The sequence below is a fragment of the Pseudomonas sp. BF-R-26 genome (assembly GCF_019947395.1).
Lineage (GTDB): Bacteria > Pseudomonadota > Gammaproteobacteria > Pseudomonadales > Pseudomonadaceae > Aquipseudomonas > Aquipseudomonas farris.
On the sequence record NZ_JAGYGK010000015.1, the window covers coordinates 48,296 to 70,886 of the forward strand.

General features: G+C 60.0%; 18 protein-coding genes. 6 read left to right on the forward strand and 12 right to left on the reverse strand.

Features of this window, described 5'->3' with window-relative positions; translation table 11 throughout:
• Positions 1-50 precede the first annotated feature (50 nt).
• From KGB18_RS22200 to KGB18_RS22215, 4 genes are all read right to left on the reverse strand, one after another.
• On the reverse strand, positions 51-614 hold the full coding sequence (locus tag KGB18_RS22200) for a rhomboid family intramembrane serine protease (RefSeq protein WP_223570468.1): 564 nt from the start codon (positions 612-614) through the stop codon (positions 51-53).
• A 164-nt stretch (positions 615-778) separates the two neighbouring features.
• The gene (locus KGB18_RS22205; RefSeq protein ID WP_123720583.1) at positions 779-1,477 is read right to left on the reverse strand and encodes a PspA/IM30 family protein; all 699 of its coding nucleotides are present in this window, start codon (positions 1,475-1,477) and stop codon (positions 779-781) included.
• Between the two features lie 24 nt (positions 1,478-1,501).
• Positions 1,502-2,083: a YjfI family protein gene (locus KGB18_RS22210; protein ID WP_030131197.1), complete on the reverse strand. Its 582-nt coding sequence runs from the start codon at positions 2,081-2,083 to the stop codon at positions 1,502-1,504.
• Positions 2,084-2,361: 278 nt separating this feature from the next.
• Positions 2,362-2,910, reverse strand: coding sequence for a cysteine hydrolase family protein (locus KGB18_RS22215; RefSeq protein WP_123720582.1), 549 nt, complete (start codon positions 2,908-2,910; stop codon positions 2,362-2,364).
• Positions 2,911-3,012: 102 nt separating this feature from the next.
• Here KGB18_RS22215 and KGB18_RS22220 point away from each other — a divergent pair, with 102 nt between their 5' ends.
• The 3 genes from KGB18_RS22220 (at position 3,013) to KGB18_RS22230 (ending at position 6,081) form a co-directional block, all read left to right on the forward strand.
• On the forward strand, positions 3,013-4,008 hold the full coding sequence (locus KGB18_RS22220) for a GlxA family transcriptional regulator (protein ID WP_123720581.1): 996 nt from the start codon (positions 3,013-3,015) through the stop codon (positions 4,006-4,008).
• A 215-nt stretch (positions 4,009-4,223) separates the two neighbouring features.
• Positions 4,224-5,333: a DUF3182 family protein gene (locus KGB18_RS22225; RefSeq protein WP_223570469.1), complete on the forward strand. Its 1,110-nt coding sequence runs from the start codon at positions 4,224-4,226 to the stop codon at positions 5,331-5,333.
• Positions 5,323-6,081, forward strand: a complete 759-nt coding sequence (locus KGB18_RS22230; RefSeq protein WP_223570470.1) for an alpha/beta hydrolase family protein — start codon at positions 5,323-5,325, stop codon at positions 6,079-6,081. Before KGB18_RS22225 ends, KGB18_RS22230 begins: the two co-directional genes overlap by 11 nt.
• 129 nt (positions 6,082-6,210) lie before the next feature.
• On the opposite strand, the gene KGB18_RS22235 is transcribed toward KGB18_RS22230, so the two are convergent.
• From KGB18_RS22235 to KGB18_RS22250, 4 genes are read right to left on the reverse strand one after another with little or no spacing between them, the layout of a single operon-like run.
• Entirely contained in the window at positions 6,211-7,197 is a 987-nt protein-coding gene (locus KGB18_RS22235) for a lysylphosphatidylglycerol synthase domain-containing protein (protein WP_123720579.1), read from the reverse strand.
• Positions 7,194-8,480: a cardiolipin synthase ClsB gene (clsB, locus tag KGB18_RS22240; RefSeq protein WP_123720578.1), complete on the reverse strand. Its 1,287-nt coding sequence runs from the start codon at positions 8,478-8,480 to the stop codon at positions 7,194-7,196. Before clsB ends, KGB18_RS22235 begins: the two co-directional genes overlap by 4 nt.
• On the reverse strand, positions 8,477-9,274 hold the full coding sequence (locus KGB18_RS22245; protein ID WP_123720577.1) for an endonuclease/exonuclease/phosphatase family protein: 798 nt from the start codon (positions 9,272-9,274) through the stop codon (positions 8,477-8,479). Before KGB18_RS22245 ends, clsB begins: the two co-directional genes overlap by 4 nt.
• A complete protein-coding gene (locus KGB18_RS22250) occupies positions 9,271-10,197 on the reverse strand; it encodes a DUF72 domain-containing protein (RefSeq protein WP_123720576.1) in 927 nt (308 codons plus the stop codon). The genes KGB18_RS22245 and KGB18_RS22250 overlap by 4 nt, the downstream gene beginning before the upstream one ends.
• 708 nt (positions 10,198-10,905) lie before the next feature.
• Here KGB18_RS22250 and KGB18_RS22255 point away from each other — a divergent pair.
• Positions 10,906-13,026 carry a mechanosensitive ion channel family protein gene (locus KGB18_RS22255; protein WP_223570471.1) on the forward strand — a complete coding sequence of 707 codons (2,121 nt, stop codon included), beginning with the start codon at positions 10,906-10,908 and terminating at the stop codon, positions 13,024-13,026.
• A 133-nt stretch (positions 13,027-13,159) separates the two neighbouring features.
• Here the strand turns inward: KGB18_RS22255 and KGB18_RS22260 are convergent, their stop codons facing one another.
• Positions 13,160-17,476, reverse strand: coding sequence for a DEAD/DEAH box helicase (locus KGB18_RS22260; protein ID WP_223570472.1), 4,317 nt, complete (start codon positions 17,474-17,476; stop codon positions 13,160-13,162).
• 325 nt (positions 17,477-17,801) lie between these two features.
• Between KGB18_RS22260 and KGB18_RS22265 the strand changes: the two genes are divergently transcribed.
• Both KGB18_RS22265 and KGB18_RS22270 read left to right on the forward strand, forming a co-directional pair.
• A complete protein-coding gene (locus KGB18_RS22265; protein ID WP_123720572.1) occupies positions 17,802-18,686 on the forward strand; it encodes a sugar nucleotide-binding protein in 885 nt (294 codons plus the stop codon).
• Positions 18,679-19,608, forward strand: a complete 930-nt coding sequence (locus tag KGB18_RS22270; protein WP_123720571.1) for an NAD-dependent epimerase/dehydratase family protein — start codon at positions 18,679-18,681, stop codon at positions 19,606-19,608. Before KGB18_RS22265 ends, KGB18_RS22270 begins: the two co-directional genes overlap by 8 nt.
• Positions 19,609-19,847: 239 nt before the next feature.
• On the opposite strand, the gene KGB18_RS22275 is transcribed toward KGB18_RS22270, so the two are convergent.
• The 3 genes from KGB18_RS22275 to KGB18_RS22285 all read right to left on the reverse strand — a co-directional run bounded on the left by KGB18_RS22275 (position 19,848) and on the right by KGB18_RS22285 (position 22,591).
• Positions 19,848-20,546: an OmpW/AlkL family protein gene (locus tag KGB18_RS22275; protein ID WP_223570473.1), complete on the reverse strand. Its 699-nt coding sequence runs from the start codon at positions 20,544-20,546 to the stop codon at positions 19,848-19,850.
• 249 nt (positions 20,547-20,795) lie between these two features.
• Entirely contained in the window at positions 20,796-21,314 is a 519-nt protein-coding gene (locus KGB18_RS22280) for a DUF3299 domain-containing protein (protein ID WP_123720598.1), read from the reverse strand.
• Positions 21,315-21,325: 11 nt separating this feature from the next.
• Positions 21,326-22,591 carry an ABC transporter permease gene (locus KGB18_RS22285; protein ID WP_223570474.1) on the reverse strand — a complete coding sequence of 422 codons (1,266 nt, stop codon included), beginning with the start codon at positions 22,589-22,591 and terminating at the stop codon, positions 21,326-21,328.

Genomic DNA, 22,591 nt, shown 5'->3' on the forward strand with positions numbered 1-22,591 from the left:
GCTCATTCCTGGCGACGTAATCGCTCTGGCGTCTAAGTGCTCAAATGCGGTTACCGGGCGGCATTAAACCTGCTGCGCGGCGTAGATAACAGTACCTTGGCTGCAATAAATCCGGCGATCGCACCAAAGATATGCCCTTCGAAGGACATGCCTTGGCGAGGAAAGAAGCCAAAAATCAGGCCGCCATAGAGCAGGACCACGACACTGGCCGTTATCAGGTTGCTCCAACTCCTCTGGAACCAGGCGCGCGACAGGAGGTACGCCCACAGCCCGAATACCCATCCGCTGGCGCCGATGTGCACGCCTGCAAAACCGAACAACCAGACCAGCGAACCGCCCAACAGAATAATGATGGCGCTGACGGCCATGAACCGGCTGAGCCCTTCGACAATGACCAGGGTACCGAGGATCAAAAACGCAATCAGGTTGGTGCTCAGATGCGCAAAGGACCCGTGCAAGAAAGGCGAGGTGATGATGCCGACCAGTCCCTGCAGTGTTCTCGGCACCAGGCCGAAGGCAATAAGGCTGTGGCCAGTCGCCACATTGAGCAGTTGCAACGCGACCATGAAGAGGGCCACGCCTGCGATTGTCTTGAACCCCTTCAGGGCATCCATCCGTGACCTCGACTCAACTCGACTCGACGAAAATTGAAACGCAACCCATTGTGGGAGCGAGCCTGCTCGCGAAGCGTTTTGTCAGGCAACATTGATGTCGACTGACACTCCCTCTTCGCGAGCAGGCTCGCTCCCACAGGTTATGCATCCGGCACTTGAGTCGATTACTCAGCCGATTTTTTCTTCAGGCGTTCCAGAATCGCATTGGCGCTGCCTTCGTTCGGCGTGATGCCGGCTTCGCGCAGCTTGCGCTCCAGGTCGGTGCCGGTCGACGCATCGGCCAGTTGGTCCTGGGCTTCCAGTTCAGCGGCGCGTTGTTGCTGCTTGGCTTGCAGGCGGTTCAGCGTACCGACGGCGGTTTCCAGCTTGCCGTTGGCGCCGCCACTGGCGATCGAAGCACTGACCTGGGCTTTCTGTACGCTTTCACGCGCCTTGGCCATGTCCACTTGCTGACGCAGGCTTTTGATGCGGCTTTCAGCCTTGGTGATGTCTTTGCGCATGTTGTCCGCGTAACCGCCGAATTCGGTGGCCTGCTTTTGCTCGACATCCAGTTCGTTGGTCAGGGTAGAAATGGCTTCGGCCACTTCCAGTGCCAGGTCTTCGCGGTTGGCCTGGATCGCGGCCAGGGCCTTGGATTCCAGGTCCTTGATCTTGGCGTTGTGCTCGCTGACGCGATCAGCCGACAGTTTGTGCTTGGCCATGATGGTGACCAGCTCACGCTTGGCGTTGGCCAGCGCGCTGTCAGCATCACGAATTTCCTGGTCGAGGATGCGCAGGGCCTGTTGGTCGACGATCGATTCGCCGACTTCGTTGGCACCGCCACGCAGCGCGGTGAACAATTTGCTCCAGATGGACTGAGTCATTGGATATTTCCTGTTCCCGAAAAATTAGATGAAGAAACGTTCAAAGGCTTCGCTGGCGCGCTGGACGTTGTCGACGAGGGTTTTGACCTCGGTCACGACGTTGGTCAGGCTGGAGTCGGAGCTCAGTGCGCCGAACATGTTGTAAACGACCTGCCCGTTGGGCATCGACTCGATACCGATCGAGGACAGCGGGAACATTTCCCGGCTACGCAGAACGGCGTCATTGAATGCCGGTACGTCGTTGATGGACTCGACATCGACCAGAACGGTATCCACGATGACCTGATCGCCAACCACCGCGATGTAAATCGGCAAGCCACCGAAATCGTTCATTTCCAGCTTGATGCTGGACTCGGAGCCTTGAACGAGGGAGAGGGTGATGTCGTTCGAAACCACTTCGTCGAGGGCCTGAAGGGCGCTGTAGAGGCGATCGATATTCCAGTTATTACCTGCGCTCATGTAATTCTCCGACATGAATGAGCCAGCCAGAATCGGTTGGCGTAGCTGTTTCTCCATCTGCTTGAGCAGGCTTCGGTTTTCGGGAAGCACCCAAGTCTCGTGTTTCACATAACCGGCGGCACCCAGGCCCGCGCGCATCTGCTTCATGTAGAAGCTGGATGGTTTTTTTGCGGACGGTTTCGAGCGCTCTCCCTTTTGGCTCGCTGAATCGGTGACAGATCCGGTAGGCGGATCTGATGGAGAGCTGCTTTTCATGATGCTGACCCCGTTGTGAAAAACTCACGCGTGAGAAACACTACAGGCAATTTTTGCGGACCTCAATAGCTCACGCGTGAGATTTTTTCGACTGTTGCACAGGTGTATGACAAAAGAAGGTCTATCACTCAATGCCAGTCAGTTAAGCCCGCTCCCACAGGTTCCTCATCTTAATCAGCCAGAAAATCGTCAGTGGACACCACGCTGGCATAAGCAAAACCCAAGGCCGACATAAAGGCGGCATGAACGTGGGCGGCCGGGACGGTGACGCCATTGAATTCCAGGTCACGGGTGGCGCAGGCATCGTGGACGACGGTAACGGTGTAACCCAAGTCGGCCGCGGCTCGGGTGATGCCGTCGATGCACATGTGACTCATGCTCCCGACCACCACCAAGTGCTCGATGCCTTGCTGGTCGAGGATGGCTTCCAGTTCGGTCTCGCGGAACGAGTTGACGAAATGTTTGAGCACCACCGACTCGTCAGCGCGGTTGAGGACTTTGGGGTGCAGCTTCGCGCCGTTGGAGCCCGGCGCGAAGAACGGTGCGGCGTCGGAGGTGAATTCGTGGCGGATGTGCACCACCTGATCGCCGGCCTCGCGAAACGCCTGAATCAACCGTGCGGCGTTGTCCGCTGCGGCGTCGGCGCCCACCAGCGGCCACTTGCCCTGAGGGAAGTAGTCGTTTTGGATATCGACTACGATGAGTGCTTGTTTGGCCATGGGTGTTTCCTCGAAGTGTGTATTGGGCGTGGCATCAAGTATTGGGTTTAGCGGGCGGCTCGAGGATTGGCCGCACCGACAATAGCAGGGGGAAAACTGACAATGGGTGTAGAAAGGGCAGTCGCCGAACTGGGAGTGCTGATCTATCCCGGTGCGCAGATGGCGGCGGTGCATGGGCTGACGGACCTGTTCGGCGTGGCCAACCGGATCGCCGCCGAGCATCAGGCGGCGCAGCTGCCGTTGCTGCGGGTCAGTCACTGGCAGGTCGATGGCGATCAAGTGCCCGAGCGGGTCTATGATTCTCATCCCGGCCCGGCCGGCGCATTGGTCGCCGTGTTGATCCCTCCCTCGATCGGAGGTTTTTCCGAGGGTCAGGCGCCCCAAGGGTTGATTCGCTGGCTTCGTCAGCAACATGCCAACGGTGCGACCCTCGGCGGGGTCTGCGTGGGTTCTATACTGTTGGCCGAAAGCGGCCTGCTCGATGGCCGTAGCGCGACTACCCACTGGACCTCGGCCAAGGCTTTCGCCGAGCGTTATCCGGCGATCAAGCTCAAGGCCGATACGCCCATTGTCGACGATGGCGACCTGATCACCACTGCCGGGTTGATGGCCTGGTCAGAGCTGGGGTTGCGATTGGTGAACCGCTTGCTCGGGCCGAGCATTGCCACCGGCACGGCGCGGTTTCTGGTGGTGGAACACAGCGACAGCGCGAGCGAGTGTGGCAGTAACTTTTCACCGATTCTCAACCATGGCGATGCGTCGATTCTCAAGGTCCAGCATTGGCTGCAAAGCACCGGGGCGACCGATGTCTCGTTGGCGGCGATGGCCGAGCGGGCGGGGCTGGAAGAGCGCACCTTCCTGCGGCGTTTTCGTGCGGCAACCGGGTTGAAACCCACCGAGTACTGCCAGCACCTGCGAGTCGGCAAGGCGCGGGAAATGCTCGAATTCACCAACGGCACCATTGATCACATTGCCTGGACCGTGGGTTACCAGGACCCGAGTGCGTTTCGGGCAACGTTCAAAAAGATTACCGGGCTGGCGCCGAGTGATTACCGTGGGCGGTTTGGTGTGTCTGCGACCGCGGCAGTGGCTCGGTAGCGAGCATTACCACAGATCTAAAAATGTGGGAGCAGGTTTTGAGTCGTGCAAAATGCCGGGAGCATTGAAAGGTGTCGTGCAGAATAAAACAGGCCTTGTGCTACCACCTATTTCGCAATTGGCTGATTTAAAAACTATTTTTCTCCAGCCGCCATTGGCCTGATCTCTGCACCTCCTTCAGCTACATTTATCAGACGTAGATTGAAGGGGAACGCATGACCCCAACAAACCGCAAGAAACTGGTACTCGCCCATTCAGTGCGACCCAGTGCCTCGCTACACGAAGTCGAAACCAATCGCGCGTTGGCCCGTTGGCTGGCGCAGGTCGTCGGGCTCGAATATGGCGGCAGTTACGACCCGCAGCTGCATAGCGGCCGGGATATTTATCTGTTGCCGACCCAAACGCTGGTGGGCGTTGCTGCCGCCCGGCAACTGGGCGTCAAAGGGCCGGAGGATTTGTGGGGCGGTTACGTCGACCACGATTTCATCTGCACCAAAGCCATCAGCCATGGGTTGTTGAATCGCTATGCGTTCGCGCCCGAAGGCTGGTCGTCGTTGTTTTCCGACCGGGTACGCAGCGTCGTGCTCGATGGCCTCAGCGTGTTCTCCCTGGAGGATGCTCGCCCGGCGGCGGAGCACCTGCTCTACAGCGGTCCGATCCGCATGAAACCTATTCATGCCTGCGCCGGACGCGGTCAGGAAGTAATCAAAAGCCTCGACCAGTTCGACGCCATCCTTGCTCGCCCCGATGCCAAAACATTGTTCACCGAAGGTGTGGTGCTGGAACAAGACTTGACCGAGGTGGTCACCCATAGTGTCGGTCAGAGTTTTATCGGCGACAAAGTGCTGAGTTATTGCGGTGATCAATACTTGACCGAAGACGGTCAGGGCGAGCAGGTTTATGGAGGGTCCAATCTGTTGGTGGTGCAGGGTTATTACGAGGACCTGCTGGCGCTGGAACTACCGGAAGACACGAGGCTGGCGATCCAGCAAGCGCAGGTATTCGACAGCGCGGCCGATGAAGCCTACCCCGGTTTCTACGCCTCGCGGCGCAACTACGACATCGCCCAAGGGCTGGATTGCGACGGCAAACAACGCAGCGGCGTGCTCGAACAATCCTGGCGCCTGGGCGGTGCCAGCAGTGCTGAAGTCGCGGCACTGCAGAGCTTCGTCAACAACCCCGGCTTGCGAGCGATTCGCGTGTCGTCGATCGAAACCTATACCGATCAACCTCTGCCGGCCAACGCCATTGAGGTCTACCGCGGGTCAGCGGAACACAGTGACTTTCTTCTCAAGTACGTAACGGTCAAATCCTATGACGGCTAGAAGCGAAACCATTCAGATCGACATTGACGAAGAACAGATGAGCGGAACCTTCCTCAGCCCCAAATCGAAAGTCCCGGGTGTGCTTTTTGTTCATGGCTGGGGTGGTAGTCAGGAGCGCGACCTGGAGCGCGCCAAAGGCATCGCCGGGTTGGGTTGCGTGTGCCTGACATTCGACTTGCGCGGCCATACTGGCGGGACCGGTATTCCGTTATCTCGGGTAACCCGCGAAGACAATCTGCGTGACCTGTTGGCAGCCTACGACCGCTTGCTCGCCCATCCGGCGCTCGACACGTCGGCGATCGCCGTGGTCGGAACCAGTTATGGCGGTTATCTGGCCTCGATCCTGACGTCGTTGCGCCCGGTGCGCTGGCTGGCGTTGCGGGTGCCGGCGTTGTATCGAGACGACTTTTGGCACACACCCAAGCGTGAGCTGGACAAGCTCGATTTGCGCGATTACCGCAGCACGCGGGTCAGCGCCGACAGCAATCGCGCGCTGCATGCCTGTTCGCAATTTACCGGGGATGTGTTGCTGGTGGAGTCCGAGACGGACGCCTATGTGCCCCACGCGACCATCATGAGTTACCGCGCGGCGTGTCAGCAGACCCACTCGCTGACTCACCGGATTATCGACGGTGCCGATCACGCCTTGAGCGAGCCTGTCTCACAACAGGCGTATACCAGCATTCTGGTGGGCTGGATCACGGAAATGGTGGTGGGCGAGCGGTTGAGCATTATTCAGTCGAGTTGAGATTTGCGGTGTTCTTGCGATCATTCGCGAGCAGGCTCGCTCCCACATTAGACCGCGTTCAGACAGGCAACGCGGATCAAATGCAGGAGCGAGGTTGCCCGCGAAGGCGTCATCCCCCAACGCCACACCTCACCCCGGTTTTTTCGAAATCCGCAACGACTTGGCCTTGGCCTCCACCACCAGGTACATCACCACGGTAATCAGCAGTGGCAGCAGGAAATAGATCGCCCGATAAGCGAGCAACCCCGCCACCAGACTTCCTCGTGAGGCCTCGTGTTGCAGCAACGCCACGAACACCGCCTCCAGCACGCCGAGCCCGGCCGGAATGTGGGTAATAACTCCGGCAAAGGCGCTGATCAGCAACACGCCCAGCACCAGCGGATAGTCCAGCTTGCTCGGCAGCAGGGTGAAGATTACCGCCGCCATCAGCGACCAGTTGAGCGCGCCGAGGGCCAGTTGCAGGACCGCCATGTGCAGCGACGGCAGATTGATTTCCACGCCGCGAATCGACCATTGCCGTCGCCTGGAAAACCGACAGGCGGCCAGATACCCCGCGCTCAACAGCAGCAATAACACGCCCACGCCTTGCAGGGCACCGCTGCTCAGTTTCCAGCCTGGCGGCATTCGCACCAGTCCGCTGCTGAACACTGTGCCGGCAATCACCATGTAGCCGAACCAATTGGTCGCCAGGCTCAGCCCGAGGATTTTCGCGATGTTGCTTTTGCTCACGCCGAGCCGCGAATACAACCGATAACGCATGGCGACCCCGCCGACCCAGGCGCTCAGGTTAAGGTTGAAGGCATAGCTGATGATGCCCACCGGCAGGATCTGCCGCCAAGTCAGGTCCTGCCGGATGTAAGTACGGCCAATCAAGTCGAAACAGGCGTACACCAGAAAACTCATCAACGTCAGTCCGGACGCGATGATCAGTGTGCGCACCTTGAAATCGGCCAGGGTATCGAACACTTCGCCCCATTCGATGCGTTGGGCAAGCATCGTGAACAGCACGATCAACGCCAGAAAAAACAGCATCGTCAGCGGCTTTTTCCAGCGGTGCCAGTGGGATTTTCGCGGTGTGTCGGAGTGAGGGGCAGGCTGCGCATCAGAATGACTCATGCCTTATCGCTCCCGGTCGGATGGATGAAGGGTTTCAGGCGCGGTTTATGCGCCGGCAGCCAACCGGCCCACGCCGGGAAATGCCGCAGGAAGTGAAACACCAGAAAACCAATGGTCATGTGCCAGACCCGTCCGCGAGGCGCCTTGTCCGCCGACATGACCTTGCAGTGGTTGCTGCTTAATTCGTCGAGACGCTCGAACAAGTCGCGGTTGAAGGCACGGTCGCGGATCAACACGTTGGCCTCCAGGTTCAGCGACAGGCTCAGCGGGTCGAGGTTACTTGAGCCTACGGTGCTCCAATCCTCGTCGACCAGGGCGACTTTGCCATGCAGGGGACGGTCGCAATATTCGTAAATCGCTACCCCGGCCCGCAGCAGATAGTCATAGGTCATGCGCGCGGCGAGCCGGGCCACCCGCAAATCCGGTTGCCCCTGAAGAATCAGGCGCACCTCGACCCCTCGGCGCGCCGCGTTGCGGATCTCCCGCAGCAGCCGATAGCCTGGAAAGAAGTAGGCGTTGGCGATCACCACGCGATGCCGGGCACTGCGCACGACCTGCAAGTACACCTCTTCGATATCGCCCGGGTGTTCGCCATTGTCGCGATACACCAGCCGTACCTGACCATCATGATCGCTGACCGCCAGTTCCGCGCGCCTCTGTCTGCGGCGTTGCCACCAGTATTTGGCCCGGGCCGGGCGACCGCTTTGCAGCAAGGTGAAATGATGAATATCGGCCACCGCCGGGCCTTGCACTTCAACCGAATAATCCTGTTTGGCCTCGGGGCCGAAGTCGGCCAAATGGTCGGCGGAAAAGTTGATTCCGCCGAGGAACGCAATCGTGCCGTCGACCACCACAATCTTGCGGTGCAGACGACGGAACCAGTTGGTACGGATGCCAAAGTGACGCGGGGCGGGGTCGAATATTTGCAGGCGCACACCTGCATTGCTCAGGGCCGCGAGGTACTCCGTACTCAATTCGCCACAACCAAAACCGTCGAGGCTGACGGTGATGCGCACACCGCGTTGAGCCGCTTCAATCAGGATCTGTTGAAGCTCATTGCCGACCTTGTCCTCGAACACAATGAAGGTCTCCAGCAGGATTTCACTCTGGGCCTGGCGCAGCGCTTCAAACACCCGTGGAAAGTATTCCTCACCGTTCTCCAGCAATTGGACCCGGTTGTTACCGTGCCAACCGTATTCGACGTTAACGACCGCCGGCTCACGCACGGGCGGCGGTGTGGAAACGTGTTCGATCGTGGTTTTTTCCATCAATGGGCCGGTCATAGCTCGATCTCCACCGATAGCGGTGCATGGTCGGAAAGGTGTGACCAGGGCCGTGCCGCCAGTACTTGCGGATGGCTGGCCTTGAGGTTGCGCACGTAGATGCGGTCCAGGCGCAACGCCGGCAAACGCGCCGGGAAACTACGCGCCGGTTTGCCATGCAGTTCGGCAAAGACTTCACGCAAGCCGCAGGGCTTGAGCAGCGCATCAGCGCGCAGGCGCCAATCATTGAAGTCGCCGGCGATCACCACCGGGGCATCCTCCGGCAACTCTTCCAAACGTTGGGTCAGCAGCTTGAGTTGTGCCGTGCGGTGACTTTCGCGAAGCCCCAGATGGACGCAAATGGCATGCACTTCCCGGCCATCGCCGGGCATCCGCAGCACGCAATGCAGGATTCCACGGTTCTCATGGCCGTGGATGGAAACGTCGAGGTTGTCGTGACGAATAATCTGGAATTTCGACAACAGCGCATTGCCGTGATCGCCCGCCGGATAGACCGCGTTGCGCCCATAGGCAAATTGCGGCCACAAGGTATCGGCAAGGAATTCGTACTGGGGCATCGCCGGCCAATTGAGGTAGCGCTGCGGGTGATATTCGTGAGTGCCATGCACTTCCTGCAAAAACACCACGTCAGCGGACACACTGCGTACTGCTTCGCGCAACTCGGGCAGGATGAAGCGTCGGTTGAGCGCGGTGAAACCCTTGTGGGTGTTGACCGTCAGCACGGTGAAGCGGCTCACGGCGCTGATGATGGGTTGCTGTTCATCCGTTGTGCCGACCGGTTCGGGAACGCTCATGGCAGCACTCCTTCGGCAACTGGCTCACCGGGGGCGGTGGCAAGGTCCTTGTCGAGATGGAAACGCTCAAGCAGGCGGCGGGCATCGAAGGGCGCCCGGACCTTGATGTCGTTATCGAAATAGCAGAACACTTCCCGGGATCTGCGCGTCTTGGTTTTTTGCCGGGGCGCGATCAATTGCGGATCTGCCGGTTGCTGTCCGTGATACCAGGCATCGATCCGGTCGCCCCAGCGTTTCAGCGCTTGTGGGGTGTAACCGCTGGCGTAGAGCTCTTCGGCACCGTGCAGGCGCAGATAGACGAAATCACTGGTGAGGTCTTCGCGGTACGGCCATTTACCGGCGGTGTCGGCGATGACCAGCGCGGTGTTGTAGCGTTTGAGCAGACGGACAAAGGCGGGATCGACAAAGCTTTCGTGGCGAATTTCCACGGCATGGCGCAGCGGTTTCTTGCCGTAGGCCTTCATGCTGGCGTGACCGTTCAAGCGTGGCTCATGCTGGCGGGCGAGGGCGGCGGCTTGTTCCGTGTCGTGGGGTAATTGTTCGAGAAAGCTTTCGAACAATTCAGGGTCGAATTTGAAGTTGGGCGGAAACTGCCAGAGGATCGGGCCGAGTTTTTCCTTGAGTTCCAGCACCCCGGAGGCAAAGAAATTCGCCAGCGGCTTATGAATGTCCCGCAAGCGCTTGATGTGGGTGATAAAACGCGGCGCCTTGACGCTGAACACGAAGCCCGCTGGGGTTTCGTCGTACCACTGGGCATAACGTTCTGGCCGTTGCAGGGCGTAAAACGATCCATTGATTTCGATGCTGTTCACTGCCCGTGAAGCGAATTGCAATTCGCGCTTCTGGGTCAGCCCCTTCGGGTAGAACTCCCCCCGCCAAGGCGTGTAGCGCCAGCCTGAAATACCAATATGAATCGCCGCCATGTCGCCTCCCGTCTATGTAGCCCTCGGACAGCCTCTGTCTTTTGATGACTGCCGGGTGTACGAGAAAGTTTCGACGGGGGTACGGACGGTAAATCCCAAAAACGCCACACATCAAATAATGTGGGGCTTGCCCGCGATGAGGCCAGAACATTCAACATTGATGTCGACTGTTAGACCGCCATTGTGGGCAAGCCCGCTCCCACAAGGTCCATCAATGACCGGTGGCCATACGGGCCGAACCCTCAGCCGGTTCGGCATACACCGGACCCAATCGGTCAAGACGCCCGCTCCAGGCAGTCAGTCGTCCCGATGGCGAAAGCGCTGAGGGGCAGCGCGAGCAAGGCGATGGGCATGGCTGCAACTCCGGTGGGGATTGATGGAGCGCAGTGTCGGGGTTTGGGTCGTGCGGAAAAATACAGGGATGGGTATTTGATATTTGCGTGCTGGTCAAATATCGAGCGTCTGCCCATCAAACCCTGTAGTGAGGGGGCTTGCCCCCGTTGGGCTGCGAAGCGGCCCCAAAACCTGCCGACCAGTTCCTCCTGACCCACCGTATTGGCTGGATTTACGATTGCTTCGCAGCCGAACGGGGGCAAGCCCCCTCGCCACAAAGTATCTGTAGTGTTCGATATCTAATGGTCCAAAACCGAACTTGGCCGCCATTTGCCAATCAGTTCCTTACAGACCCTTGTGAAGGAGCTCCGCGTTTTGTTCAAGTTCAAGACCGCGATACTACTGGGGGCGTTGCTGTTTGTGGGCAGCAACGAACTGGAAGCCGCCACGTTGCCAGGCGTTGCCGCTGCAACTGAAGAGCCCGCCAAGGCTGAGCCGCTGGTCCAGGGAGGCCTGCTCGGGGCCATCAGCTCCAGCATCGACGACGTTCAGGACAAACTCGATCTCAACCAAAATCTGGTCGACGCCTGGCGTCTGCGCGCCGATCGGGCGGCGGATGAAGTGGACAAACTGGTGAATCAGCCATCGTCCCGTTCTTCCTGGGGCGTGGCCGCTGATTTCCTGTTGTTGTCCGGTGTGTGGCTCGGCACGTTTGCCTTGCTCACGGTACTCGGCGGCATTCTGGCCAGGCATTTGAACCTGGGCCGGTGGTTGCGAACGCGCGAGCGCAGCCAGGACCTGCTCAAGTATTTGATGCCTTTCACCTTGCCCGCCGTGATCTGTCTGCCGCTGACCCTCTACGTCAGCCATTTTCTGCAAGCTTCGGTCGGTCGCGCCCTCGCGCTGTGTTTCGCCTACGCCACCAGCAGCGGCATTTTCTCGACCTCGATGCTGCTCTGCGTGATCGTCATGTTCAATACCGGTCATAAGCGCCCGGCGGTGCAGATTATCCGTGACTACTGCCCCAGACCGCTGTTCATGATTGGCTTCCTTGCGGCGCTGAGCGATGCCTTGACCAGCCCGCAGATCGCCCGGCAATTGGGCGGCAACATCACCAGCAGCATCGCGGTCTTCACTGGGCTGTTCGCGTCGATCATCTTCGGTTTGCTGGTGATTCGCCTGCGTCGTCCGGTGGCGCATCTGATCCGTAACCGCCCATTGACCCAACGCCTCAAACAGCCCTCATTGCAAGAGTCCCTGCGAATCTTTTCGGGGCTCTGGTACTGGCCGATCCTGCTGATGGTGCTGGTCTCTGCGATCAACCTGATCGGCGTCGGCGAGGACAATCAAAAGGCCCTGCGCTGTGCGTTATTCACCACCGTACTGCTGATTGCGATGGTGTTTCTCAGCACGATTTTCCAGCACTTGTTCAAGACTCGCCGGGCCGAAGCGATCCAGCGCAGCAGTGCTTACAAGGAGCGGTTTCTCAGCTTGCTTCACGCCTTGCTGCGGATCGTCATGGCCGTGGCGTTCATCGAAATCCTCGGGCGAATCTGGGGCGTGTCGCTGTTCGAGTTTGCTGAACGCAACTCCGTGGGCCGAGCGATCAGTAATTCGTTAAGCAGTATCGGCATGATCTTTCTGGTGACGTGGTTGCTCTGGGTGGTGCTCGACACCGCGATTCAGGAAGCCTTGAAACCACCGGTCAGCAAACGCTCGGCGCGCCAGCCGAGCACACGGGTGAAAACCATCCTGCCGCTGCTGCGCAACGCGATCAAAATTATCCTGGTGGTGATTTGCGCGATCACCACCATGGCTAATCTGGGGATCAATGTTGCGCCGCTGCTGGCCGGTGCCGGGGTGGTCGGTCTGGCGATTGGTTTCGGCTCCCAGCAACTGGTGCAGGACGTAATCACCGGATTGTTCATCATCATCGAAGACACTTTGTCGATCGGCGATTGGGTGGTGCTCGATTCCGGCCACGCCGGCACTGTCGAAGGCCTGACCATTCGCACCCTGCGCCTGCGCGACGGCAAGGGTTTTGTGCACTCGGTGCCTTTCGGTCAGATCAAGGCCGTGACCAATCAATCGCGGCAGTTTGCATTTGCATTTTTCTCGGTGCAGTTCACCTACGACACCGATGTCGACAAGGCCATAGAACTGATCCGCGAAGCCGGGGATTCGATTCGTGACGATGCGTTTCTCAAGTACAACCTGCAAGGGCCGCTGGATGTGTTCGGGGTCGACAAAATGGACCTTAACGGCGTGGTGTTGACGGCGCAGTTTCGTACCGTGTCGGGTGGGCAATATGCGGTGAGCCGGGCGTTCAATCAGCGTTTGAAAAAGCTTGTGGATAACAGCCCATGGGTGCATTTCGCGCAGACTTATCCACAGCAGGTTTTGATCCCCAAAAGGCATGTGGATGAGCCAGAAGATGATGGGCCGACGCGGGAGGGTTCGCCGGTGTTGTTGCCGGATCAGCCGCGTACCCAATGATTTGTGTTGATGCGGATGGCCCTATCGCGGGCAAGCCCGCTCCCACAGTTTTTTCTGTTGTTCACAAATATTACATTCACAGAAGATCCCTGTGGGAGCGGGCTTGCCCGCGATGGGGCCGGTCCGGACAACATCAATGCCGGATCAGTTTGCTACGCACCTCGGCATTGGCCTGCTGATCCAGTTCCAGCCAGAACTGCTGCTTGCCGGCGATCTCGGCGGCGGCCGGTATGCCGTCGCGATACACCAGTCGATTGCTCGCCAGCGCCGGCACTTTCGCGCCTGGCAACAAGGTGCCGGCGAGGTTCAGTGGATCCACCCCGCACACCGCGATCAGACTTCCGTCGTGCGGTCGCCGCCTGACTTCGCGCAGCAAGGGAATCGCCTCGGGCAGCGCAAATTGTTCCCCCGCCAGACCACTGACAAACCGCCCGCCACGAATCTCGCCCCGAGCCTCGAGCCGATGGAATGTGCGCAGTAATTCTCGCCAACTCGGCAACCAGTCCGCCTCGCGTTCCAGCAAGCGCCAGAACACCACGCCGTAACGGCGCAGCAAGGTCATGGCGATGTGTTCCAACGTTTCTCTGGGGGTTGAAACCGGGCGGTGGTTATCCACAACCGGCGCGGCAGCACCGCGGCGCAGCAACGCCCAGCGTCCGGCATCGTCCATCCCGCCGACAAACGCTCCGCGCCCGCGTCGGCTGCTGCGATTCTGGCGTTTGCTGGCCGGGGTAATCAGCGCTCGCAGTCCGGCGAAGCTGTCGGCGTTAACCAGCCCGGCACCGACCAGTTCCTGCAAGGCGATTTCCAGTTCTGAGCGCAGCAGATGGGCTTCATGAATCAGCTCATCGAAAAACAGTGCGCCATGTTGACTGAGCGCTTCATGGACCTTTTGTGTTTTGGGCGACAGTTCGCTGACCGGTGTCTGCTCGGTCAAGCTGCTCCACAGCCCGACCTGACTGCGCGGCAGCAATAGAATCGGTGTGCTGCGCAATGCCGTGCTGGTGCTCTTGTTGCGTGTGGTCAGTCGGGTCCAGACCAGTTTGCCGCTGCGGCATAACTCATCCAGCCAGATCGCCGAATAGTCTTTGATACGCGCCGGCAGAATGTCGCTGTCCCACGCCGAAGCGGCGGCGGGGTAGCCTTCGAACTGGCTGATGATCGCCGGCAATACCGCGCGGCCCTGACCTTGGCTCGCGGCGGAAAGATGCTGCCAGTCGAACAGAAAACGCATGAAATCCTGCAACGCCACCGGCTCGATTTCCCGTCGCAGTCGTTTGACCGTGTAGCGATGAATCCGCGCCAGCAGATGCCGTTCACACCATTCTTCTTCAGGGGCGCCTGGGGTGAATTGTCCGCGCAGTACATAGCCTTCGCGCTCCAGTTGCGCCAAGGCCTGAGTGACTTGTATCGCCGGTAATCCAAGCGGTTCGGCAATCGCTTTCAGCGGCAACGGACCAAACGCACTGAGCCGTGCACGAATCAGTTCCAGCACTGCTTCGTCCGGCTCCCAGGTTTCATCGAAACCGGGCAATGCCTCCAACGGTGGAGCCAATGTGGCTTGTGGATAAATCGCCCGCAGGCAGGTCAGCCGTTCCAGCGCCAACCACAGCGATTGCGCGGCGTTGATCTGCAAACGGCTGGCGCGGCCACTGTCGGCCAGGGTATTCAGCCAATCGAGCCAATTCGGGTTGGCCTGAGCCTCGGCATCGGCGATGCACGCCAGGCTCATCAGCGCTTCGTGCATTTCATCAATGCCGGTTGGCGTAGGCCAGGCTTCATCACGCACCGCGGTAATCGCCTCGGCGTCCAGCGCACCGAGATCATCGGTGGACTGCGGATCACTCCAGCGACGGCTGAGCACTGCCTGAGTACGGCGCTCTTCCAGCGGAGCATCGTCGAGAAAGGTGTAGGGGCGGGCGCTGAGAATCTCCGCCGCCAGTGGCGAAGGTGCTGGCAGATCACGGCTGATCAGGCGGATGTCGCCCTGTTCCATGCGCCGCAACAATGCCAGCCAGCCTTCGCTGTCCATGGCTTCGTGCAGGCAATCGTCGAGGGTTTGTTCCACCAGCGGATGATCGGGAATCTCGCGCTCGCCGGCGAGGTTTTCCACGCAGGCGATCTGATCGGGAAACACGCTGGCAATCAGGTCTTCGCTTTTCATCCGCTGGATCTGCGGCGGTACTTTGCGTCCGCCGCTGTAACGCGGCAGTGCCAAAGCGACCCCTGCGTTCCAGCGCCAGCGCACGCCGAACAGTGGCGCCTCAAGCACCGCTTGAATCAAGGTATGTTCGGCACTGTTGCTGTGCAGATAACGCCAGACGTCCTCCAGTTCGAAGCTGTGACCGGTGGACAGCGACAACACGATGGCGTCCTCGCTGGCTGCGGCTTGCAATTCGAAGTTGAAGGTGCGGCAGAAACGCTTGCGCAGGGCCAGGCCCCAGGCGCGGTTGATGCGGCTGCCGAACGGCGAATGGATGATCAGCTGCGTACCGCCGGACTCGTCGAAAAACCGCTCCATCAGCAGCGTGTCTTGCGACGGTAAGGCGCCGAGGGCCTGCCGTGCCCGGGCCAGGTAATCCACCAGTTGCTCGGCACTGGCGAGATTCAAGCCGAGGGTGTCGGTCAGCCAGTCGACGGCCGGCTGCAAGTTGCCGGGCGTGGCGCCGAGTCGCTCATCGAGTTGCGCTTGCAGGCGGGCCACGGCGAATGACAGTTCATCACTGCGCCCGGGTGCTTCACCGAGCCAGAACGGAATGGTTGGCGGTTGTCCCTGAGCGTCTTCGACCCGGACCTTGCCGGTTTCGACCCGCAGGATTCGATACGACGTATTGCCCAACTGAAAGATATCCCCGGCGATGCTTTCCACCGCGAAGTCTTCGTTGACGCTGCCGATGTTCAGCCCTTGAGGCTCCAGCAAAACGCTGTAGTCGGCGTTGTCCGGAATCGTCCCGCCGCTGGTCACGGCAGTCAGCTTGGCGCCTCGACGGCCGCGCAGGGTGCGGCTTACGGCGTCCCGGTGCAGATAAGCGCTGCGAATACCCATGCGCCCGTTGTAGCCTTCGGCGAGCATTTGCAGCAGTGCCTGATAGTGCTTTTCGTCGAGCGTGGCGTAAGGCGAGGCGTTGCGCAGCATTTCCAGCAGCGCCTGTTCCTGCCATTCCTGGCAGCTGACCTCGGCGATGATCTGCTGGGCCAGCACGTCCAGCGGCGCTTCGGGGATCAGCAACGTGTCGAGTTCACCACGGCGGACGCAATCGAGCAGGGCGGCGCATTCGATCAGGTCGTCGCGGGTGGTGGCGAATAAACGGCCCTTGGGCGTGCCGCCAACCTGGTGCCCGGAGCGGCCGACCCGTTGCAGAAACCCGGCAATCGAGCGCGGTGAAGCGATCTGGCACACCAGATCGACGTCGCCGATATCGATCCCCAATTCCAGCGAAGCAGTGGCGATCAGCACTTGCAGTTCGCCGCGCTTGAGCCGTTGCTCGGCGTCCAGGCGAAACTCTTTGGCCAGGCTGCCATGGTGGGCCGCTACCGCGTCCTTGCCGAGGCGTTCGCTCAAGTGTCGACTCAGGCGTTCGGCCAGACGCCGGGTGTTGACGAAAATCAGCGTGGTCCGGTGTTCACGGGCGAGGGCGGCGAGTCGGTCATAGACCAGTTCCCAGACGTCGTTGGCCATTACCGCCGACAACGGCACGGGCGGCACCTCTATATCGAGATCCCGTGGGCGGGCGTGGCCGATGTCGATGATTTCGCAGTCGCGATCACGGCCGACCAAAAAGCGCGAGACCGCTTCGATGGGTTTTTGCGTGGCGGACAGGCCGATACGCACCAGCGGCTGCGAGCAAAGCGCCTGCAAACGCTCCAGGCTCAGGGCCAGGTGGCTACCGCGTTTGCTGGCGGCAATGGAGTGGATTTCGTCGACGATCACCGTGTGGGTGGTGCCGAGCATTTGCCGTCCGGAGTCGGAGCCGAGCAGCACGTAAAGGGATTCCGGGGTGGTCACCAGAATGTGCGGCGCGGTTTTGCGCATGGCCGAGCGATCTTTTTGCGGCGTATCGCCGGTGCGCACGGCGGTGCTGATCGACACGTCGGGCAAGCCCATCACCCGCAACTGTTCGGTAATGCCGGCCAGCGGATTTTGCAGGTTGATCTGGATGTCGTTGGACAGCGCCTTGAGCGGTGAAACGTAGACCACCAGGGTTTCGTCCGGCAGGCCGTCCGGGCTCTCCAGGCCACGATGGACCAGATCGTCGAGCACGGCCAGAAACGCGGTAAGGGTTTTGCCGGAACCGGTGGGCGCGGCGATCAGGGTCGAACGGCGCTGGCGGATCAACGGCCACGCCCGGGCCTGGGCGGCGGTGGCCGTCGCGAAGGTGTTGCTGAACCAGGCGCTGACGGCGGGGTGAAAGCCTGCCAGAGCAGCGTCCGTGGGGATGGGCAGATTCATGTCCTGATTTATGCGGGCGAGTCGGGGAAGATGCAAGTACCGCTCACGACCTTTGCCGGCCTTTAGGGCCCCATCGCGGGCAAGCCCGCTCCCACAGTGTTCTCTGTTGTTCACAAATGTTGCATTCACAGAAGATCCCTGTGTGTGCGGGCTTGCCCGCGATGAGGCCAGTAGCAGCACCACAATTCCCAGGGATCTACACTTTACGGATGACGGTTGCGCACTAAACCCGCAAAATGCAACGATTCCGGCAATTATTGAGGACATCGCCTGCGGGCGCTGTCGATAAAGCCATCGTTCCAATCAGACTGGGCCTGCTGACTCTATGCGAATGCGCCTTATGTTACTGGGCGGCGGAAATGCCCTTGGGCAGGCGCTGATTCGCCTCGGTGCGGAGGAAGACATCGGTTTCCTCGCCCCCCGCCCACCGCAAGACGGCTGGGACGCCGCGAGCCTGACGCAACTGCTCGACGATACTCGTCCGGATGCGTTGATCAATCTCGCCTATTACTTTGACTGGTTCCAGGCGGAGGCCGTCAGCGAACAGCGTCTGGCCGGGCAGGAGCGAGCCGTCGAACGGCTGGCCGAGCTGTGCCAGCATCACAACATTGTGCTGCTGCAACCGTCGAGTTATCGCGTGTTCGATGGCTCCCGGGCGACCGCTTACAGCGAAAAAGATGAACCGGTACCGCTGGGCCTGCGTGGTCAGGCCTTGTGGCGAATCGAACAAAGCGTACGGGCCACCTGTCCGCAGCACGTACTGCTGCGTTTCGGCTGGCTGCTCGATGACAGCCCCGACGGTACCCTCGGGCGATTCCTGAGCCGGGCCGAGAAAGCTGAAGAACTGCTGATGGCCGATGACCGCCGCGGTAATCCGACGCCGGTGGACGATGCCGCCCGGGTGATCATTTCGGTGCTCAAGCAACTCGATTGTTCCGCGCCGCTGTGGGGCACTTACCACTACGCCGGGCATGAGGCGACCACGCCGCTGGCACTGGGGCAGGCGATCCTTACCGAAGCACGGGCCCTGCATCCGCTGGCCATTGAAACACCGACCGCCCAGGCTCACGCCGCGCGGCCCGACGCCGCCGAAGAACCGCAACACGCGGTGCTGGCCTGCAAGAAAATTCTGCACACTTTCGGGATCAAGCCTCGCGCCTGGCGCGCGGCACTCCCGGGCTTACTGGATAGGTTTTATCGCCATGGCTGACAGCCCTGTTTTAATCACCGGCGGTGCCGGTTTCATCGGTTCGCACCTGACTGACGCCTTGCTTGCCAAAGGGCATTCGGTGCGCATTCTCGATGACCTCTCTACCGGCAAACGCAGCAACCTGCCGCTGGACAACCCCCTCGTCGAACTGATCGTGGGCGACGTCGCCGATGCCGCTCTGGTGGCGCAGGCAATGGTCGGTTGCAGCGCTGTGGCGCACCTGGCCGCGGTGGCCTCGGTGCAAGCTTCGGTGGATGACCCGGTAAAAACGCATCAGAGCAATTTCATCGGCTCGCTGAATGTCTGCGAAGCCATGCGTCAGACCGGCGTTAAACGAGTGCTGTACGCGTCCAGCGCAGCGGTCTACGGCAACAATGGCGAAGGCGAGTCGATTGACGAAGACACGCCCAAGGCACCGTTGACGCCGTACGCGGCAGACAAGTTGGCGAGCGAGCATTATTTCGATTTCTATCGCCGTCAGCATGGTCTGGAACCGGTGGTTTTTCGCTTCTTCAATATCTTCGGCCCGCGCCAGGATCCATCCTCGCCGTATTCCGGGGTGATCAGTATTTTCAGCGAGCGTGCGCAGAAAGGCTTGCCGATCACCGTGTTCGGCGATGGCGAGCAGACTCGGGATTTTGTCTACGTCGAGGACCTGGTGGACGTGTTGGTGCAAGCCATCGAGAAGCCGCAAGTCGAAGTCGGCGCGGTGAATGTCGGCTGGAATCAGGCTACGACTCTCAAGCAAATACTTGAAGCCCTTGAAGCGGTGGTCGGCAAGCTGCCGCCCGTGAGCTACGGCCCGGCGCGTTCCGGTGATATCCGCCATTCACGCGCGAACAACCGACGTTTGCTGGAGCTGTTTACCTACCCGGAGCAAACACCGATGAGCGTCGGCCTTGCGCGGTTGCTGGGTCACTGAAGTTTTACACTGCCATGAAAAAGGCGCCGTTGAAGGCGCCTTTTTTGTGTGTCGAATATTACGGTTATGGCGGGTGCTGTCCCTGTGGCGAGGGGGCTTGCCCCCGTTGGATTGCGGAGCAGCCCCCACCGCATTTTGACTGACAGTCCTCATCGACTGGATGGCGCCTGCTGCGCAGTCGAACGGGGGCAAGCCCCCTCGCCACAGGAATCGCTTTCGCCATTACAGCGGTGGGTTGCTTAAAACTTGTAACCCAAACCAACCATGTAAATGAACGGGTCCACATCAACGTCGACCTTGGCCCGGGTGCCCGGTGCGACGGCGTTGTTTTCCACGGTCGCGGTGGTGTCGATGTCGATGTAACGTACTTGGGCGTTGATCATTACGTTGTCGGTCAGCATGTAGTCGGCACCGATCTGCCAGGCCAGACCCCAGGAGTTTTCCGCCTTGAAGTTGCTGAAGCCGTTGGCGGCGGCTTCGCTGCCGACGTGCTCGTCGTAGATCCAGGTGTAGTTGATACCGCCGCCGATGTACGGCTGGAACGCGGACTTGGCGTCCAGCGGGTAGTAGACCAGGCTCAGGGTTGGCGGCAGGTGTTTCAGGGTGCCGAGTTTGCCGTTGGCGGCGCCGAGGGCGGTGCCTTTGAGCTTCACGTCATGCTCGAACGGCGAGGCCGCGAGCAATTCGATCCCCAGGTTATTGGTGATCATGTAGGCGAAGTTCAGGCCCAGTTGCGTGTCGCTGCTCATGGTGGCCTTGCCACCCAGATCGGCGCCCTTCAACGGGCCTTGATCGACCTTGACGCTGGAGCTGTCGGCTTCCGGGTTGACGGTGATCGCACCGGCCCGAACGATGATGTCACCGGCGGTGTGAGCATGGGCGAGCGGGGCTGCGAGCGCGAGGGCGAACAGCGAAGCGCAGAGCAAGGACTTGTGCATGGAAGCTCCAAAGGACGTCAAAAATGTTCGATGTCCAATGGTAGGGATCCAACTGATACGGTCTTTTGATTCAGCTCAATGAAACAGTGATGGGCCGGATTTTTGCGGAACCTTTGATGGCCTCATCGCGGGCAAGCCCGCTCCCACAGTGATCTCTGTTGTTCACAAATACTGCATTCACAGAAGATCCCCTGTGGGAGCGGGCTTGCCCGCGATGGCAATTTTGTTGGCGACACATAACCACCGGATTTACTCCGGCAGCTCATACACATAAATCTTGTCCGCCTCCATCTGATACCCGGCATCCGCCAACTCGCTGGTGGATGCCTTGACCTGCAATGCGCCTTCGATCCAGTACGGTTGATACAGCTCATCAAGCTTCACGCCGACTTCGCTTTTGACATGCACGATCTGGTTCGACGGAGGCGGCGGTACGTGGATGCAGGCGCCGAAATACGGCACCAGCAGAAACTCCGTGGTGCGGCCTTCTTCACTCACTTCCAGCGGCACGATGTACCCCGGCAAACGAATATTCTTGCCGTCGAGGCTCTTCACCACCGGCGCGTTCGGCATGTCCTGCTTGGCCGCTGGAGCCGATTCTGCGGATAACGCATCGCTCATCTTCGACAGGTCATGCAGCGGCGTCATGTTCGGCACTTCTGGCGCGGCATCCGGCGGGATCATTTCCGACCAGGTCAGGTCCTTCGGCTCGGCCGCCCACAACGGAAGGGCAACCAGCATCAATAGCGCAAGCACAGCGCGGGGCATCATTAATGTCCTCATAGTCGGATCGACAGGCCATCGGCCAAGGATTGGCGATACGCGCGCCAGGCCGGCACGCTGCCCATCAGCAGCGCGGCGATCAGGATGCCACCGAGTAGCGTCCATTCATATTCACTCGGCCAGGCCAGCGGCAAGTACAAGCCATAATTCGCCTGCACGTAACCCTGCGCCACAGCGATGCACACGTACAGCAGCGCCACACCGGTAATCACTCCGAACAACGCCAGGGCAAAGGCTTCCAGCACCAACAAGGTCGCGATGTGCCACGGCCGAGCGCCGACCGAACGCAGAATCGCCATCTCACGGCGCCGCTCATTGAGGCTGGTGAGGATCGCCGTGAGCATGCCGATCAACCCGGTGAGCACCACGAACAGCGAGACGACGAACAAGGCTTTTTCCGCCGTACTCATCAAACTCCACAGCTCTTGCAATGCCACACCCGGCAGGATCGCCAGCATCGGTTCGCCACGGAATTCGTTGATCTCCCGTTGCAGTGCAAACGTCGAAATCTTGCTGTTGAGGCCGAGCATGAACGCGGTGATCGCTTGCGGCGTCAGGTCCATGTTGCGCGCCTGATCGGCACTGATTCGGCCGTTACCACGTGCCGGCACGCCGTTGTGCCAGTCGATGTGGATGGCTTCCATCCCGCCGAGGCTGATGTGCAGCGTGCGGTCCACCGGGGTACCGGTGCGTTTGAGAATGCCGACCACGGTGAATGGTTTGTCGTCGTGTTTGACCAGGCTGATCACCGCCACGCCATGGGCCAGCACCAGTTTGTCGCCGAGCTTGTAATGCAGCGCATCGGCCACTTCGGCGCCGAGTACCACTTCGAATGGATCGCTGGCGAAAGCGCGGCCGTCGGCCAGTTCGAGGTGCTGTTGATGGCCGTACTGGTAATGCTCGAAGTACGCCTCGGTGGTGCCCATCACCCGATATCCGCGATGGGAATCGCCGAGGGACATCGGGATCGCCCACTTCACTTTCGGGTTGTTGGCGAAATGTTCAAAGCTGTCCCAGCGGATGTTGTTGGTGGCATTGCCGATGCGGAACACCGAGTACAACAGCAGATTCACCGAACCGGAACGCGCGCCGACGATCAGGTCGGTGCCGCTGATGGTGCTGGCGAAACTGGCCTTGGCCTCGGTGCGTACCCGCTCCACGGCCAGCAGCAGGCAGACCGACAGGGCGATGGCGAACGCGGTGAGGATCGCGGTGAAGCGACGGTTAGCCAGACTGGCCATGGCTAGACGAAACAAATACAT

What these genes read in the sequence shown, in the direction of transcription:
- KGB18_RS22215 (WP_123720582.1), bottom strand. Translation starts at nt 2,910, where the DNA reads ATGGCCAAACAAGCACTCATCGTAGTCGATATCCAAAACGACTACTTC.
- KGB18_RS22265 (WP_123720572.1), top strand. Translation starts at nt 17,802, where the DNA reads ATGCGAATGCGCCTTATGTTACTGGGCGGCGGAAATGCCCTTGGGCAG.
- KGB18_RS22285 (WP_223570474.1), bottom strand. Translation starts at nt 22,591, where the DNA reads ATGTATTTGTTTCGTCTAGCCATGGCCAGTCTGGCTAACCGTCGCTTC.
- KGB18_RS22220 (WP_123720581.1), top strand. Translation starts at nt 3,013, where the DNA reads ATGGGTGTAGAAAGGGCAGTCGCCGAACTGGGAGTGCTGATCTATCCC.
- KGB18_RS22260 (WP_223570472.1), bottom strand. Translation starts at nt 17,476, where the DNA reads ATGAATCTGCCCATCCCCACGGACGCTGCTCTGGCAGGCTTTCACCCC.
- KGB18_RS22205 (WP_123720583.1), bottom strand. Translation starts at nt 1,477, where the DNA reads ATGACTCAGTCCATCTGGAGCAAATTGTTCACCGCGCTGCGTGGCGGT.
- KGB18_RS22200 (WP_223570468.1), bottom strand. Translation starts at nt 614, where the DNA reads ATGGATGCCCTGAAGGGGTTCAAGACAATCGCAGGCGTGGCCCTCTTC.
- KGB18_RS22275 (WP_223570473.1), bottom strand. Translation starts at nt 20,546, where the DNA reads ATGCACAAGTCCTTGCTCTGCGCTTCGCTGTTCGCCCTCGCGCTCGCA.
- KGB18_RS22210 (WP_030131197.1), bottom strand. Translation starts at nt 2,083, where the DNA reads ATGAAGCAGATGCGCGCGGGCCTGGGTGCCGCCGGTTATGTGAAACAC.
- KGB18_RS22280 (WP_123720598.1), bottom strand. Translation starts at nt 21,314, where the DNA reads ATGCCCCGCGCTGTGCTTGCGCTATTGATGCTGGTTGCCCTTCCGTTG.
- clsB (WP_123720578.1), bottom strand. Translation starts at nt 8,480, where the DNA reads ATGACCGGCCCATTGATGGAAAAAACCACGATCGAACACGTTTCCACA.
- KGB18_RS22270 (WP_123720571.1), top strand. Translation starts at nt 18,679, where the DNA reads ATGGCTGACAGCCCTGTTTTAATCACCGGCGGTGCCGGTTTCATCGGT.
- KGB18_RS22245 (WP_123720577.1), bottom strand. Translation starts at nt 9,274, where the DNA reads ATGAGCGTTCCCGAACCGGTCGGCACAACGGATGAACAGCAACCCATC.
- KGB18_RS22230 (WP_223570470.1), top strand. Translation starts at nt 5,323, where the DNA reads ATGACGGCTAGAAGCGAAACCATTCAGATCGACATTGACGAAGAACAG.
- KGB18_RS22225 (WP_223570469.1), top strand. Translation starts at nt 4,224, where the DNA reads ATGACCCCAACAAACCGCAAGAAACTGGTACTCGCCCATTCAGTGCGA.
- KGB18_RS22235 (WP_123720579.1), bottom strand. Translation starts at nt 7,197, where the DNA reads ATGAGTCATTCTGATGCGCAGCCTGCCCCTCACTCCGACACACCGCGA.
- KGB18_RS22250 (WP_123720576.1), bottom strand. Translation starts at nt 10,197, where the DNA reads ATGGCGGCGATTCATATTGGTATTTCAGGCTGGCGCTACACGCCTTGG.